12 protein-coding genes, 3 tRNA genes and 1 pseudogene are annotated in these 16,071 nt (G+C 36.7%); 2 read left to right on the forward strand and 14 right to left on the reverse strand.

The genetic code is table 11. The features are described from left to right. The 3 genes from ACFIKI_RS04205 to ACFIKI_RS04215 form a co-directional block, all read right to left on the reverse strand. Nucleotides 1–92, reverse strand: a 92-nt coding sequence (locus ACFIKI_RS04205) for a GTP-binding protein (protein ID WP_002972655.1), incomplete at its 3' end; no start/stop codon positions are given. A 120-nt stretch (nt 93–212) separates the two neighbouring features. Then, nucleotides 213–286 (reverse strand) — tRNA-Gly (locus ACFIKI_RS04210). A gap of 31 nt (nt 287–317) precedes the next feature. Beyond that, nucleotides 318–401, reverse strand: a tRNA-Tyr gene (locus ACFIKI_RS04215). A 206-nt stretch (nt 402–607) separates the two neighbouring features. Here ACFIKI_RS04215 and ACFIKI_RS04220 point away from each other — a divergent pair. Beyond that, entirely contained in the window at nt 608–1,438 is an 831-nt protein-coding gene (locus ACFIKI_RS04220; RefSeq protein WP_375665811.1) for a TrmH family RNA methyltransferase, read from the forward strand. On the opposite strand, the gene ACFIKI_RS04225 is transcribed toward ACFIKI_RS04220, so the two are convergent. The 6 genes from ACFIKI_RS04225 to ACFIKI_RS04250 form a co-directional block, all read right to left on the reverse strand. Next, nucleotides 1,435–2,166 (reverse strand): rhomboid family intramembrane serine protease, encoded by a 732-nt coding sequence (locus ACFIKI_RS04225; protein ID WP_375665812.1) that lies wholly within the window; start codon nt 2,164–2,166, stop codon nt 1,435–1,437. The genes ACFIKI_RS04220 and ACFIKI_RS04225 overlap by 4 nt on opposite strands. Nucleotides 2,167–3,061: 895 nt before the next feature. Next, complete coding sequence (locus ACFIKI_RS04230) at nt 3,062–3,487, reverse strand: DUF2155 domain-containing protein (RefSeq protein WP_375665976.1); 426 nt, start codon at nt 3,485–3,487, stop codon at nt 3,062–3,064. Between the two features lie 88 nt (nt 3,488–3,575). Further along, complete coding sequence (locus ACFIKI_RS04235) at nt 3,576–3,974, reverse strand: NADH:ubiquinone oxidoreductase subunit NDUFA12 (protein WP_375665813.1); 399 nt, start codon at nt 3,972–3,974, stop codon at nt 3,576–3,578. 181 nt (nt 3,975–4,155) lie between these two features. After that, nucleotides 4,156–5,655, reverse strand: a complete 1,500-nt coding sequence (gatB, locus tag ACFIKI_RS04240) for an Asp-tRNA(Asn)/Glu-tRNA(Gln) amidotransferase subunit GatB (RefSeq protein WP_375665814.1) — start codon at nt 5,653–5,655, stop codon at nt 4,156–4,158. A 125-nt stretch (nt 5,656–5,780) separates the two neighbouring features. Then, nucleotides 5,781–7,208: a trigger factor gene (gene tig / locus ACFIKI_RS04245; RefSeq protein ID WP_375665815.1), complete on the reverse strand. Its 1,428-nt coding sequence runs from the start codon at nt 7,206–7,208 to the stop codon at nt 5,781–5,783. Between the two features lie 134 nt (nt 7,209–7,342). Then, a tRNA-Leu gene (locus ACFIKI_RS04250) sits at nt 7,343–7,425 on the reverse strand. Between the two features lie 164 nt (nt 7,426–7,589). On the opposite strand from ACFIKI_RS04250, the gene trmFO reads away from it, so the two are divergent. Continuing rightward, entirely contained in the window at nt 7,590–9,002 is a 1,413-nt protein-coding gene (trmFO, locus tag ACFIKI_RS04255) for a methylenetetrahydrofolate--tRNA-(uracil(54)-C(5))-methyltransferase (FADH(2)-oxidizing) TrmFO (RefSeq protein WP_375665816.1), read from the forward strand. A gap of 899 nt (nt 9,003–9,901) precedes the next feature. On the opposite strand, the gene ACFIKI_RS04260 is transcribed toward trmFO, so the two are convergent. From ACFIKI_RS04260 to ACFIKI_RS04280, 5 genes and pseudogenes are all read right to left on the reverse strand, one after another. Beyond that, complete coding sequence (locus ACFIKI_RS04260) at nt 9,902–10,180, reverse strand: HU family DNA-binding protein (protein WP_212112126.1); 279 nt, start codon at nt 10,178–10,180, stop codon at nt 9,902–9,904. A gap of 231 nt (nt 10,181–10,411) precedes the next feature. Then, a complete protein-coding gene (gene lon, locus ACFIKI_RS04265; protein WP_375665817.1) occupies nt 10,412–12,838 on the reverse strand; it encodes an endopeptidase La in 2,427 nt (808 codons plus the stop codon). 183 nt (nt 12,839–13,021) lie between these two features. Then, nucleotides 13,022–14,296, reverse strand: a complete 1,275-nt coding sequence (gene clpX / locus ACFIKI_RS04270; RefSeq protein ID WP_375665818.1) for an ATP-dependent Clp protease ATP-binding subunit ClpX — start codon at nt 14,294–14,296, stop codon at nt 13,022–13,024. A gap of 183 nt (nt 14,297–14,479) precedes the next feature. Then, nucleotides 14,480–15,112 carry an ATP-dependent Clp endopeptidase proteolytic subunit ClpP gene (clpP, locus tag ACFIKI_RS04275; RefSeq protein ID WP_273791156.1) on the reverse strand — a complete coding sequence of 211 codons (633 nt, stop codon included), beginning with the start codon at nt 15,110–15,112 and terminating at the stop codon, nt 14,480–14,482. Nucleotides 15,113–15,259: 147 nt separating this feature from the next. Continuing rightward, nucleotides 15,260–16,067, reverse strand: a pseudogene (locus ACFIKI_RS04280) (hypothetical protein). Nucleotides 16,068–16,071: the final 4 nt, after the last annotated feature.

Here is a 16,071-nt window from a genome sequence, read left to right on the forward strand (position 1 = left end):
GCTGCTGTCAACGAGGTCTTCCCATGATCAACGTGACCAATCGTACCAATATTAACATGCGGTTTCGTTCGTTCAAATTTGCTCTTCGCCATCGCCATTAATCTCTTGTTTTATTCTCTATTTTTGTTAACACCTAGAAACAGGACTGTAGAACTAAATGAAAAATGGAATATCCTCCATCATACTTACTTGCCTAATCATCAACAACCATTTGGAGCGGGTAGCGGGAATCGAACCCGCATATTCAGCTTGGAAGGCTGCTGCTCTACCATTGAGCTATACCCGCATGACCCACGTACTAACTCTCCTTCGATGAATGGTGGAGGGGGTTGGATTCGAACCAACGTAGCATACGCAACGGATTTACAGTCCGCCCCCTTTAACCACTCGGGCACCCCTCCATTACACCGATAAAGTTGCTCGATGAGGCATCACGACAACCATCTTGAATCCCCAACCCATTCAATCTGATTGCGAAGTGGTTATGACGATTACTATTGTATCTGTCAACAGAATAAATACAATTCTGTACAAATTTCCTGCTCAATAACTTTAAATCATAGATTTTTTCTATCTATTTTTCTTATAAACACGCTATAAAGAAGTTATGAAAGAAAAAACATCACAAAATTCTCATTATGCTCGTTTACGTCGCCGATATCGCGATGCAAAAAGCGCTCCTTCTCGATCTTTTATACACCTGAAAAAGGAAGCCGCTTCTTTACAGCAAGGAATAATCCATCTTTATGGCATTCATTCAGTTCATGCTGCTTTACAAAACCCAAAAAGAATTTTTAAATGTCTTTACGTTACACAAAATGCCTTAAAACGATTAAATATAACCGAATCAGATTATCCTTGCCCTGTTACATTATGCACCCCTAAATATCTTGATTCGTTGGTTGGGAGTGCGGCAGTTCATCAAGGTGTTGTTTTGGAAACTTCCCCTCTTAAACCATGCAAACTATCGGAGCTAACCAATACTGATCTTGTCATTGTTATGGATCAAATTACCGACCCACATAATGTCGGCGCTATTATGCGCTCTGCAGTTGCATTTAAAGCTAAAGCGCTTATTACAACTTGCCGTCACTCTCCTCACGAAAGCGGCGTTCTTGCAAAAGCTGCATCTGGAGCTCTGGAAATGATTCATTATATTACCGTACGAAATCTCGCTGAAGCTCTTCAAAAACTCCATAAAACAGGTTTTACAAGCTTTGGTCTCGATTCAGAAGGTGACCAATCTCTAGAAATAACATTAACAGGGAATAAAATTGCTCTTGTTTTAGGAGCAGAAGGTAAGGGCTTGCGTAAAAAAACACGTGAAACTGTTTGCGCTCTAGCACGCCTTGATATGCCAGGAAATATTAAATCATTAAATGTTTCAAACGCAGCGACAATAGCACTTTATGTGGCGCATAAATATCTTAGATTCTAATTTTTAATTTTTTGTGAAACATCAAAAAAGCCAACCAATAAAAAACCCGCAAAAAAACCGCCAATATGAGCTTCCCATGCTATTGAGATACCATTTTCTTCAAACAGAATGGAAGAAATACCTATGATAAAGTCAGCTATCAGCCACATACTCATATAAACAAGTACCCCCTTGGAACGTAGAGCTTTTTTGATGGACAATAAATCCCCCCCAAATTCTTCATTCTGCACATTAACACCTAAATAGCGGCTGGGCAAACCATAACGTACAATAGCACCCATCATTCCAGATACTGCACCTGATGCCCCAACAAGTGATATGATACTTTCTTGATGAAATGTAAAATAAGTCAAAACAGACACAACTGCCGTCAATACCCAAAAAATTAAAAAGCGTAAAACACCAAAATGTCTTACCAAAGGAGAGCCAAATACCAAAAGCCAAACCATATTAAGAGAAACATGTTTAAAACTACTATGCATAAATGAATAACTCACCATAGTATAACAAAATGCTAAAGGATCCATCTTAAACAATGCTGGTGTAAATGAAAAAAACTCTAGACTTTCAACATAAACCTTATGAGAAAAAAAATACTGAGGAATGCAATAAAGACAAAAACAAAATGCTATCAACACAACTATAATAAATGGAACATTCAATAAAGGTTCTTTAGGTTGTTTCGATAATCGGGAAGCATGATTATAGTGAGGATCAGAAATTTTCATGATGTAAAATCTCATATTCTTTAGAGAATTGGAAATTTTTTACACAAAATAAATATATTCATCTTGAATAAAGAAACTTTTAATTTAAGTCCTCTCAATTTCCCTTGTTTGATTTTCAATAGCTCTACGTAAAAAACATGTATCTTATACAAAAAATTTTGAAAAGCATGAATATCAAGAACATGATTTACAAAATTAGTGATATCGTGTTTATTTAAATGCGAAGTTTGTAATACAATATATAAGAACTTACAGATAAACAAACTTACTTATGAAGCACTCTATATAATAAAAATATCAAATACATAAATGTTGCTTTTTGTTATAAATATACCAATTGTTGCAATTTTTTAATCACGCTATACTTCAATTGAGACTTTAAATAATCCTAGATCTCAATTAATCTCAGTTTCTCCAACAACATAGCTTGACGCTTTGAATGAAAAACGACATCTCTATAAGAATAAAACCTACCAATATATTTGCATTCTCTAAATATCATAATTGGTGTATTCATTTGATATGTTGGTATTCTTCTCCCATAAATGCAAAGGTGTCGGTTCATCTCTTTAACAAATAAGGACAAGATATTCATTTCATCTCTAACAGATATAATTCAAAAATCATCTTCTATGAAACACTCAAAAAAACAATACATTTATTTCAATGATGCGTTCTTGGATTTAAACAGTTTATGAGAAAAACTCCATTCCTTTCTTAAACAGCCTTAATCCATACATTGCCACTTGTAACGTAAAAAAAGAATAGTTTTAATTGATTCAATATAAAAAAGTTCAAAATAAGAGGATCAGAGGAATTCGAACCTCTCTTTCAAGTTTTAAAATGATAAACTATCATTATAAATCAATGTATTAAAAATTGCATAAAACACTAATCATTGAAGAGATAGATTTTGAGTACTCTGCTTGCAATCGTTTAACCACACATCATAAATAGGATGCTCAACAGCGTTCAAACCAGGACTATCTGCAAACATCCACCCTGTAAAAATACGCCGTATCTTTTTATCTAATGTTAGTTCATTGACCTCAACGAAACCAGTTGTACGCGTTGGCTCATCTTTAGAGCTCGTATAACAAGCACGGGGTGTTACCTGTAATGCACCATACTGATAAATTTTACCAAGAGTAACTTCAAAACGTGTGGTTCGCCCCGTAATTTTATCAAGACCTGCAAAAACAGCAATTCCATTGCTAATACGTTCAGCCCGCACTCCACCATTTAAGGATAAAAACACTAAAACTCCCATTAAAAAAATATATATAAAATACTTCAACCCTAACAATAAAAAAAACCTCATCATATCGAAATCAATCGCACCTTTAAAATAACTCTTGTCATAACATAGAGTCAAATAAGACAAAAATACATGCCCATATTAAAACATTTTATTTTTTAGGTGACCATGCATCATAATCTTCATGTACACAAGGACGCGCATCATTATAAGGAATAGCCCCCTTTGGTCGATAGGCCTCACTCGTTCCTGTCATATTTGCAACATGAGGCTTTTCCCATTCATATGGTTGATAATCTTCCTGTGTTGGTGGACACTCACAGCGATGATGAATCCAGCCGTGCCAACCTGGTGGAATAGTAGAAGCTTCAGAATAATCTTTATAAATAACCCAACGATGCGGATAACCATCCTTATGAAGCCCCCCCTCGTAATATATATTTCCAAATTGATCTTCCCCTATCCGCTTACCTTTGCGCCATGTAAAAAAACGCGTACCGATGGTATTACCATCCCACCACGTAAAGATTTGCTTTAAAAAACGACCCATTTTCTATTCCATTTCTTCAATATGCTCATGAAATCAATTATTGGAATAAAATTGTTAACGCTTGAAATTACCGAAAAAATACCAGTAAACTCAGCCACAACTCCAATTGATAAGATAACTTGCTCTCCCTTCATTTCAAAAATGATACTATATTTACGGATTCTTCTCCACCCCATAAAATTTAATCTATGCCAAGTTTCATCTTAACCAATTCATTAACGGTTTGAGGATTTGCCTTACCACCTGTTGCTTTCATTACCTGTCCAACAAACCAACCAGCTAAAGCAGGTTTTTGTTTTGCTTGCATAACTTTATCAGAATTATTGGCAACAATCTCATCAACAGCTTTCTCAATAGCCTTGATATCTGTTACCTGCTTCATATTGCGTTCTTCTACAATTTGGCGTGGATCCCCCCCCTCATTCCAAATAATCTCAAAAAGATCTTTGGCAATTTTTCCAGAAATAATTCCTTCTTTTATGAGATCAATAATGCTTCCCAATTGATTTGGCGAGACTGGTGACTCTTCAATTTCACGATTATCTTTATTTAAGGCTCCTAAAAGATCATTAATCACCCAATTGGCAACTATTTTTCCATCACGACCACGGGCAACCTCTTCAAAATAATCAGCAATAGCTTTTTCTGTCACAAGAATGGAAGCATCATACACCGTCAGTCCCATTTCCGTGACAAAACGTACTTTTATAGCGTCGGGTAATTCTGGTAAATCTGCTGCTAAAGCATCTACAAATGCTTGATCAAGCTCTAATGGTAAAAGATCAGGATCAGGAAAATAACGATAGTCATGCGCTTCTTCCTTTGAGCGCATAGAGCGTGTTTCACCTTTAGCGGCATCAAAAAGCCGAGTCTCTTGATCTATAACGCCTCCATCTTCTAAAATTGCAATCTGACGACGCGCTTCATATTCAATTGCTTGACCAATAAAGCGAATAGAATTAACGTTTTTAATTTCACAGCGCGTTCCAAAATCCTCACCAGGACGACGAACAGATACATTGACATCTGCACGCATAGAGCCTTCATCCATATTGCCATCACAGGTGCCCAAATAACGAACAATCGTACGCAATTTTGTCATATAGGCTTTGGCTTCATCTGATGAGCGCATATCAGGTTTAGAAACAATTTCCATAAGAGCAACACCAGAACGATTAAGATCCACAAAAGACATCGTTGGATGCTGATCGTGCATCGATTTTCCAGCATCCTGTTCAAGATGCAACCTCTCAATTCCCACTTCAATATCCTCAAATTGTCCTTCCGAATCTGGACCAACCGATATAATAATCTTTCCTTCTCCTACAATGGGATAGCGAAATTGAGAAATCTGATACCCCTGCGGTAAATCTGGATAAAAATAATTTTTACGATCAAAAACAGATTTTAAATTAATACGCGCCTTTAATCCTAACCCCGTTCGAACTGCTTGACGAACACATTCTTGATTAAGAACAGGCAACATACCTGGCATGGCTGCATCAATAAGTGATACATGATTGTTCGGCTCTGCACCAAATTTGGTTGATGCTCCTGAAAAAAGTTTCGAATTTGATATGATTTGCGCATGAACCTCCATGCCAATGATGACTTCCCAATCACCTGTAACTCCAGAAATAAAACGCTTAGAATCAGGAATCCGCGTATCAATGATGCTCATTGCCAATCCATTACCAATATTTAAATATACCTCATGGCTTATCTAAAACCATCCTCAGTACAATCCTAGGATATAAATTTCACAAAAAGCCCGATTCTATCGGACTTGTTTTACTTGCGCGAATATTAAGCTTTTTTAGGAGCTTTTTTCTTAGCTGATGTTTTCTCTGCGGACTTTTTCTTCACTGCAGATTTTTTCTTTGCCGGCTTTTCTTCAATGTCTTCTGATTCGTCATATTCTTTCATCAATTCCTCAACTGTCACTTCTTTATCTGTCACTTTTATCTGTGCTAACAAATAATCAATGACCTTTTCTTCAAAAATCGGAGCACGCAGATTTTCAACAGCTTCTGGAGTCTTACGAAAAAAATCCATAATCTCTTTTTCTTGTCCAGGATACTGGCGAACCTGATCAAAAACAGCTGCTTTTAGCTCATCCTCACTAACTTTAACACCTACCTTCATTCCAATTTCAGAAAGCACCAAACCAAGACGAACACGACGTTGTGCAAGAACACGATATTCCTCCCGTGCCTTTTCTTCTGTAACACCTTCATCTTCAAAACTGCGCCCAGCCTTCTTCAAATCATCATTAACTTGAGCCCATATATTGTTAAACTCAATTTCTAAAAGTTCTTCTGGAATCTCAAAATTATAATCAGCATCTAAAGCATCAAGAATTTGACGCTTAACTTTTTGACGTGTCATTGAACCATATTGGCTTTCAATCTGCCCACGAATGACCTCACGTAAGCGAGCTAGAGATTCTAAACCAACTTTTTGCGCTGCTTCATCATCAATTTTCAATTCATCTGGCTTAAAGACAGCTTTAACAGTAATATCAAACTCTGCGTCCCGCCCTGCCAAATGTGCCGCACTGTAATTATCAGGAAATTTAACAGAAATCGTTTTTGCATCCCCAGCCTTCACACCAACCAATTGCTCTTCAAAGCCAGGAATAAATTGTTTTGACCCAAGAATCAGTTGTGCATCACTATCTTCCCCACCTTCAAATGGAACGCCTTCAAGCTTACCTTGATAATCTATGGTAATACGATCACCTTCTTCAGAACGCCCCTCTTTTAGGGAATAATTACGCGTAGAAGAAAGGACGCGATTGACTTGATCATCAATATCCTGTTCAGGGACAGTTGCAATTTCACGGATAACTTCAATATGTTCAAAATCCTTAATTTCAATTTTCGGTAAAACTTCATACTTTAAACTAAAAGTAAAATCGGCTTTACCATCTAGAATTTTTTCATCTTCATCTATGTCAATTTTTGGCTGCATCGCTGCACGTTCATTGCGGTCCGCTAAAATAGAACGTGGCACATCACTGAGTATCTCATTGAGAATCTCCGCCATAAAAGATTTACCATACATTTTTCGTAAATGCCCACCAGGCACTTTACCAGGACGAAAACCATTAAGCTTAATCTTACCCTTGGTATCATCCAATCGTTCATTCAACTTTTCTTCTAAATCTTTTGCTGGAACCACGATCTTAATTTCGCGCTTCAGTCCTTCATTAAGCGTCTCGGTAACCTGCATTAAACACCTTCATTTTTCTAAGGAGAGGGACATGCCCACTCTAATAATCATTACATCTTAACACGTCGAGTGTTACATCACCATGAAGCGGAATTCCAGACACGTAGAAATCCGTAGCACTTAAGGGATTGCTTTGGTGCGGATGGAGGGACTCGAACCCCCACGGTCTCCCGCCAGAACCTAAATCTGGTGCGTCTACCAATTTCGCCACATCCGCCAAACTGACAAGCTAATAACCTTATACAAACGGCGTTTCTATACCATTAATTAGAGAAAAAAAGCAAACAAATATATTAAAAAAACGAATATACATCATTCTCATAAATAACAAAAACAAAATCTATGCTTTTCATATATGGCTGCTTACGCTAAAAGTCGATTATGCTAAAGACATTTGATACTCCAATCCATATCATCGGTGGCGGTCTTGCAGGGTGTGAAGCAAGCTGGCAAATCGCTCAGTCAGGAATTCCTGTTATTTTGTATGAAATGCGACCCCAGAAAAAATCAGATGCCCATAAAACCGATAAATTAGCAGAACTGGTTTGTTCAAATTCATTTCGTTGCGATGATTCATCAACAAATGCAGTAGGACTTCTCCATGCTGAAATGCGATTAGCGAAATCGTTGATTATGAAAGCTGCTGATGCCAATAAAGTCCCCGCAGGGAGTGCTCTTGCCGTTGACCGTGATGGATTTTCAAAAACCGTTACAGCAGCACTCGAAAACCACCTTCTTATAACGATTAAACGTGAAGAAGTTCAAAAAATTCCTAAAGCTTGGAAACATGTTATCATCGCAACGGGTCCCCTTACCTCATCTGCACTTGCTCGAGAATTGCAAGCAATAACTGGAACAGAATCACTCTCTTTTTTTGATGCTATTGCACCTATTATCCATACCGATAGTATTGATACGAATATTTGTTGGTATCAGTCGCGCTATGATAAAATTGGACCTGAGGGAACAGGAAAAGATTACCTTAATTGTCCCTTAAATAAAGAACAGTATGAAACATTCGTTCAAGCGTTAAAAAATGCAGATAAAACAGAGTTTCGTGACTTTGAAAAAACGCCCTATTTTGATGGATGCCTACCAATTGAAATTATGGCTGAACGCGGACTTGAAACTTTAAGACATGGTCCTATGAAACCTATGGGCTTAACCAATGCCCATAACCCTACAGTTAAACCCTATGCTGTCGTTCAATTACGCCAAGATAATAAATTTGGAACCCTTTACAATATGGTGGGCTTTCAGACAAAACTGAAATATGGTGAACAAATTCGCATTTTTAGAATGATTCCCGGTCTTGAAAAAGCAGAATTTGCGCGTCTTGGTGGACTTCACCGTAATACCTACCTCAACTCTCCAATTATTCTTGATCAAACCCTTCGTTTAAAACAAACAAAACGACTACGCTTTGCAGGGCAAATTACCGGATGTGAAGGTTATGTAGAATCAGCTGCAATAGGGCTTCTTGCTGGACGTTTTGCCGCTGCAGAATATCATGATAATAGTCCTTGCCTCCCACCACAAACCACTGCATTCGGAGCCCTTTTGAATCATATTACGGGGGGGCACATTGTAATAGAAGAAATAGAAAGACAGTCCTTTCAGCCAATGAATATCAATTTCGGACTTTTCCCCCCTATTACTTCTGTTAAACATTCAAAAAAACGCTTGCCAAGTAAAGAGAAAAAATTAGTAAAAAAGCAAGCTATAACAGCGAGAGCTCTTAATGATTGTATTCGGTGGTTAACAGATAAAGAATCAAAGAACTCCTGTTTATAAAAAAGTACACGATTCGTCCCTTATCCTCTAAAATAGATCTCTATGACTCTCGTGAAAAAATCATCCTAAAGCCCTTTACTGTCTCCCCCAATTAATAAATACGATTCGACATTTCATTATTCATTCAATAGCATAGGTGCTGTAACATAGAGGTTGTAAAATAATTTTTGACTATAAAAAACCCTTAGTGCTATCAATAAATTAATGTGTTTCAATGACAAAAAATAAAATAATTATATAAATATATTAAGAGATTAAAAATTAAATAGATAGAAAATACGAAAAATACTGTACTTTTATCGTTATTAATAATTTATATACTATATAATGTACATTATTTGATAATAAAAATTTTTCTGTTTTTTAATTTTCTTCCTCAAAATTTGTAATATTTTCTCATCTTAACTCTTATGTAATGAAGAAAAAAATATTTTAAGACGGTGTTGAATATATATCCTCCATTTCAAGTGCCAAGAAAAATCACACTATTGAATGAGAAACCTGAATATCGTATGATTCTTTAACTTGCACTTTTATTAAGCGTAAAAATGGTTGCACATAATAGCTTTTATATATTGATACACTTCACAGAGTTTTTTGCCTTACACTATTTACGAATCTTATTTTGAAATAAGTACTTTAGTATAATAAAAGTTAACATCACATTTTATAAACCATACAGAGCAATATTTCATTTAAAAAGGCTAAAAACAATACATCCCAACTCTACGGTATTTTATATTTTATGCAGTATTTAAAATCATTCTCAAAAATACTAGCAATCCATAAAATAAGAAAAATACCATAAAGATTCACAATTTTTATATGAAAACGTGCACAACATATGTGTTAAAAAAACCCGCTTATAAATAAATCGGGTTTTTTAAATGTTGTTTAAATTATTTTTTATTAACTGCTTCTTTAAGGCTTTTCCCTGCAGAAAATTTGGGGACAGAACGCGCTGGAATATTGATTTCAGCACCAGTTGAAGGATTACGCCCCTTCGTAGCAGCACGATGAGAAACTTCAAAAGAGCCAAAACCTGGAAGACGAACATCTCCCCCTGAAGCCAAAGCTTCTGTTACAGAAGCCATAAAAGCATCAACCACAGCACCAGCTTGCGCTTTCGAAACACCTGCCTTTTCAGCAACGGAGCTAACCAATTCACTTTTATTCATAGAACATTTCCTTTCCCTATATTACCTGACAACATGATTTAATCATGTTATTGGTCAGTTTATTGAAAAGTACAGCAAACAGAAGTCTTATTTTTATCCAAAACATTGTTTTTTAGAAATAATCACAGTTATTCACGGATTTTTTCACTTTTCTTCAACAAAAAACAGAATAATAACCACGACAACGCCTTTTACCACTTAAAAAATGCAGTCATAAATAAGATGAGTGAATCAGTGCGCAATCTGTATTCCTTCACTATCGCTGCTCTCTGACCTGATAGGTACAGTCACTGTAGAAGGCTCCTCCCATTCAATAGTGTCAGGAAAATGAACCAAAGCGTGTTTCAAAACTTCACTCACATGATTTACCGGAATAATTTCCATGTTATTTTTGGCATCATCAGGAATATCAACCAAATCTTTTGCGTTTTCTTCAGGAATAAGGACTTTTTTTATCCCTCCTCGAAGAGCTGCTAAGAGTTTTTCTTTTAATCCACCAATGGGTAGAACACGTCCACGTAAAGTAATTTCACCAGTCATTGCGATATCTTTATACACTGCTATCCCTGTAAGGACCGAAACAATTGCTGTCACCATCGCAATCCCAGCAGATGGTCCATCTTTTGGTGTTGCCCCCTCTGGAACATGAACATGGATATCGCGTTTTTCAAAAAGTGGAGGTTCAATACCAAAATCAACAGCACGAGAACGTACATAAGATGCTGCCGCTGAAATGGACTCTTTCATGATATCACGTAAATTTCCAGTTACAGTCATCTTGCCTTTACCGGGCATCATGACTCCTTCAATGGTCAATAACTCTCCACCAACTTCTGTCCACGCAAGACCTGTCACAACACCAATTTGATTTTCTCCTTCAATCTGATTATAGTGATAACGCTTAATACCCAAAAAATCATTAATATTGCTTTCTGTAACTTTCACAGACTTTTGATGCGTTTTGAGAATTTTTGTAACAGATTTACGGGCAACTTTCATGAGTTCACGCTCAAGGTTACGAACGCCTGCTTCACGCGTGTAAAACTGAATAATCGACCTTAGTGCTTCATCAGAAATGCTGAATTCTTTTTTAGACAAACAGTGATCTTTTAATGCCTTTGGTAAAAGATGCTGCTTAACAATTTCCATTTTTTCACATTCAGTATAACCAGCAATACGAATAATTTCCATTCGATCCATTAACGGACCTGGAATATTAAGTGTATTCGCAGTTGTGATAAACATGACATCAGAGAGATCATATTCAACTTCCAAATAGTGATCAATGAATGTGCCATTTTGTTCAGGATCAAGAACTTCTAGTAAAGCGGATGAAGGATCTCCACGGAAATCTTGTCCCATTTTATCAATTTCATCAAGCAAGAAAAGCGGATTAGATTTTTTTGCTTTTTTCATAGACTGAATAATTTTTCCAGGCATCGAACCAATATATGTTCGGCGATGTCCGCGAATTTCTGCTTCATCCCGTACACCTCCCAAAGAAATACGAACATATTCACGCCCCGTTGCCTTTGCAATAGAGCGCGCTAATGATGTTTTTCCCACACCAGGAGGACCTAACAAGCAAATAATGGGGCCTTTTATCTTTGATGCACGGCTCTGTACGGCCAAATATTCAATAATTCGCTCCTTAACTTTTTCAAGACCGAAATGTTCATTATTCATAACCTTTTCAGCAAAATCTAAATTGTTTTTAACTTTAGATTTTTTACCCCAAGGCATTGCTAATAACCAATCAAGATAGTTACGTACAACTGTCGCTTCTGCAGACATAGGAGACATATTCCGCAATTTCCTCAATTCGGCCCCAGCTTTTTCCTGTGCTTCCTTGGAAAGTTTTGTATTCTTAATACGTTCTTCTAGTTCAGAGAGCTCATCTCGGCTATCGTCACCTGCTCCTAACTCTTTCTGAATAGCCTTCATCTGCTCATTGAGATAATATTCTCGTTGGTTTTTTTCCATTTGTCGTTTAACATGCGAACGAATACGTTTTTCAACCTGCAAAACAGAAATTTCTCCTTCCATGAAGGACAGAACACGTTCAAGACGAGCCCGTACAGGTAAGAGCTCTAATATTTCCTGTTTTTCTCCAAGTTTAATCATCAAATGAGAGGTAATCGTATCAGCAAGCTTAGAAGGATTATCAATTTGACCAATCGCATTAACAACTTCAGGAGAGATTTTTTTATTAAGCTTTACATAATTTTCAAAATAAGCGATCACTGACCTTGAAAGAGCTTCAATCTCAACATCATTCTCTCTAGGTTCTTCTGTAACAGTTGCAAAAGCCTGATGGTAACCTTCACTTAAAGCAAATTGACTAATTTTTGCACGGGCAGTCCCTTCAACCAAAACCTTTACAGTGCCATCAGGAAGCTTTAAAAGTTGCAGAATATTAGCAAATGTACCAATATGATAAATATCTTCTGATTTTGGATCGTCATCAGAAGCATTTTTTTGTGTCACCAATAGTATTTGCTTGTCAACCGCCATCGTTTCTTCAAGAGCACGAATTGATTTTTCACGGCCCACAAAAAGTGGAACAATCATATGGGGGAAGACAACAATATCACGAAGAGGTAAAACAGCATAAACCCCATCTCTTACTTCATCTGTCTTTTCATCAATATATTGCATAATTCTCCTTTCTGGAGCCTATGAGCTATCTACAACAACCAGCCCACCTTTAGAAAACCTCAGCTCTTCACTGTACATGAAGTGGTAATTACTCATACATAAATCAAGCATTATAATGATATTATTAGAAATACCCATCAAATACCCTTCATTACCACCTTTTATATTGTGCATCGCACAATGTCATGCTGATACATTTTCTTTATCTTCTGCACGTTCTGAGTAAATATAAAGAGGACGCGCTTTCCCATCAACGACATCACTCGAAATAACCACTTTTTGAACGCCTTCAAGAGCCGGTAATTCAAACATCGTCTCAAGAAGGATCTTCTCCATAATAGAACGTAAACCGCGTGCACCAGTTTTACGTTCTATTGCTTTCTTCGCAATAACACGCAAAGCATCTTCATGAAATGCTAACTCAACATTTTCCATTTCAAAAAGACGCTGATATTGCTTTACTAATGCATTTTTAGGTTGTGATAAAATTTGCACAAGAGCGTTAACGTCTAAATCCTCTAAGGTAGCCACTATAGGAAGACGCCCAATAAATTCTGGTATTAAACCAAATTTTATAAGATCTTCAGGCTCTAAATCACGAAAAATTTCACCAACACAACGCTCATCAGGTGCCTTAACGGTCGCAGAAAAACCAATAGAAGTTTTTTCACCACGCCCTGAAATAATCCGTTCTAAACCTGCAAAAGCTCCCCCACAAATGAATAAAATATTTGTGGTGTCAACCTGAAGAAACTCTTGTTGCGGATGTTTACGTCCACCTTGAGGAGGAACAGAAGCAATCGTTCCTTCCATAATTTTTAATAACGCTTGCTGAACTCCTTCCCCAGAAACATCTCTTGTAATAGAAGGATTATCTGCTTTACGAGAAATCTTATCAACCTCATCAATATAAACAATACCACGCTGCGCACGCTCAACATTATAATCCGCGGCTTGAAGAAGCTTTAAAATAATGTTTTCAACATCTTCTCCCACATAGCCTGCTTCAGTCAAAGTGGTCGCATCCGCCATCGTAAAAGGTACATCAATAATACGTGCTAATGTTTGTGCAAGATATGTTTTACCACATCCCGTTGGACCAACAAGAAGAATATTTGATTTAGCCAACTCAACATCATTGCTTTTAGACTGATGCGCCAAACGTTTATAATGATTATGAACAGCAACAGAAAGAACACGTTTTGCATGCTGCTGACCAATAACATAATCATCAAGAACTGTTATAATTTCCTGTGGAGTAGGAACACCATCACGCACCTTGATCGCTGAAGACTTATTTTCTTCCCGAATAATATCCGTGCAAAGCTCTACACATTCATCACAGATAAATACAGTAGGCCCCGCAATGAGCTTACGCACCTCATGCTGACTCTTGCCGCAGAACGAGCAATAGAGAGTATTTTTCGATTCGTTCCCGCTATTGCTAATTTTGCTCATTTTTCTTTCCTTTCACCACGATATATGAATACTTCGCCTTTTCAAGGAAGCTTTTCATCATGAAAATTAAAAGACATATAAAAAACCATGCATGTCTCAATATTTTTAGGTGTTTTTCTAAATTTTGCGATATTTTTTATAAAACTCTTTATTTTAAAGTAGCTATTTTTTCTATAAAAATTCTTAATCTTTTTCTTCTTTTTCAGTTTCTGCACGATATTGTATAACATCATCAACTAAACCAAACGCTTTGGCTTCCTCTGCTGTCATAAAATGATCACGATCGAGAGTTTTCTCAATAACCTCATAATCCTGACCTGTATGTTGAACATAAATTTCATTTAAACGCCGTTTCATCTTTATAATATCTTGTGCATGTCGTTCAATATCTGAAGCCTGACCTTGAAAACCACCAGATGGCTGATGCACCATAATACGTGCATTTGGCAATGTAAAACGATGACCTTTTGCTCCAGCTGTTAATAATAAAGATCCCATAGATGCCGCCTGCCCCATGCAAAGCGTAGAAACAGGAGGACGAATAAACTGCATAGTATCATAAATAGCCATACCAGATGTCACAACACCGCCTGGAGAATTAATATAAAGACTAATTTCTTTTTTAGGATTTTCCGCTTCCAAGAAAAGCAATTGTGCACAAACAAGCATTGCCATACCATCTTCAACAGGACCATTAATAAAAATAATCCGCTCCTTTAAAAGACGGGAAAAAATATCATAGGCCCGTTCACCACGATTAGTTTGTTCAATAACCATAGGAACAAGACTTAATGCTGTTTTCATTGGATCACTCATATTTTTTACTTTCCGTTCATATAACAACCGCTCTTTACACATTCAATGTTTTTATCCATAGGCTAACATTACTCTCTTGTGCAAGCTACAATCAAGAGCTGTTTAAGATAGATTAAAATCCTAATCATTAAAATAGCAATAATAACTCTACCTAAACAAATCATAAACATCAGGAATGCGAGATACCGCCCAATGGTAAAAACTTCCTTCCTGAGGTTTTTGCGTGGTTTTTGTCTTTCTGTGAATATGAAATCCTATTAAGCGTGGATCTGTAAGCGGATTGACACCAAAAGCTGGTTCAAAAATACGTTCAGTTTTTTGCCCAGTCCAATAATAAAAAGTTTTCTTTTCCTTTGCTTCATGAAAAAAACCATATCGTTTTGCTAATCGTGAAATACCATCATTGCCAAATATCGTAACGCCAAGACTTCCCGGTAAAATTGGCATTTTTTTCTCTTTAACCAGAACGGTCTCCAAACACGACGCTTAAACCCAAGCCAATGAGGAATAATTTCTGTGCCTGCCCAATAATCTTCAAATATTTTTATAATAGGGTTATTGGGTGGAAAATAAAGTGCAGAAACGCCTACTCTGGTATTATTTTCTCTTGCCAACCAAACCTTATCCGCATCTGGATGAAATTGTTTAACAAGGTAAACATCTGTATCTAACCAAACACCTTGTTGATATTTCATCAGCATAACACGAAAAAAATCCGAGAACTGAATAATTGTACATCCTAGTTTATTGTCAGAAAAATCGGGATCAAGGCGATAAATTGCTGAGTGTGGTAAAATTGATTCGGCTTCATGCAACTCAACACCAGCAGGAAGATTATCTATTTTTTATCATAACTAAAAAGCTTAACGCGCTGTCCAGTTTTAACCATTGAGGACAAACAAAGCCTATCCACCAATCTTAATTGCCCACTATACCAAAAAGTACAAATATCCATATAT

The organism is Bartonella sp. TT121SHDZB, assembly GCF_042193415.1.
In the GTDB taxonomy this organism is placed as follows: Bacteria; Pseudomonadota; Alphaproteobacteria; order Rhizobiales; family Rhizobiaceae; genus Bartonella.

Bases quoted from the DNA above. Each gene is read 5' to 3' on its own strand.
- ACFIKI_RS04220 (WP_375665811.1), top strand. From the start codon at position 608: ATGAAAGAAAAAACATCACAAAATTCTCATTATGCTCGTTTACGTCGC.
- ACFIKI_RS04225 (WP_375665812.1), bottom strand. From the start codon at position 2,166: ATGAAAATTTCTGATCCTCACTATAATCATGCTTCCCGATTATCGAAA.
- ACFIKI_RS04230 (WP_375665976.1), bottom strand. From the start codon at position 3,487: ATGAGGTTTTTTTTATTGTTAGGGTTGAAGTATTTTATATATATTTTT.
- ACFIKI_RS04235 (WP_375665813.1), bottom strand. From the start codon at position 3,974: ATGGGTCGTTTTTTAAAGCAAATCTTTACGTGGTGGGATGGTAATACC.
- gatB (WP_375665814.1), bottom strand. From the start codon at position 5,655: ATGAGCATCATTGATACGCGGATTCCTGATTCTAAGCGTTTTATTTCT.
- tig (WP_375665815.1), bottom strand. From the start codon at position 7,208: ATGCAGGTTACCGAGACGCTTAATGAAGGACTGAAGCGCGAAATTAAG.
- trmFO (WP_375665816.1), top strand. From the start codon at position 7,590: ATGCTAAAGACATTTGATACTCCAATCCATATCATCGGTGGCGGTCTT.
- ACFIKI_RS04260 (WP_212112126.1), bottom strand. From the start codon at position 10,180: ATGAATAAAAGTGAATTGGTTAGCTCCGTTGCTGAAAAGGCAGGTGTT.
- lon (WP_375665817.1), bottom strand. From the start codon at position 12,838: ATGCAATATATTGATGAAAAGACAGATGAAGTAAGAGATGGGGTTTAT.
- clpX (WP_375665818.1), bottom strand. From the start codon at position 14,296: ATGAGCAAAATTAGCAATAGCGGGAACGAATCGAAAAATACTCTCTAT.
- clpP (WP_273791156.1), bottom strand. From the start codon at position 15,112: ATGAGTGATCCAATGAAAACAGCATTAAGTCTTGTTCCTATGGTTATT.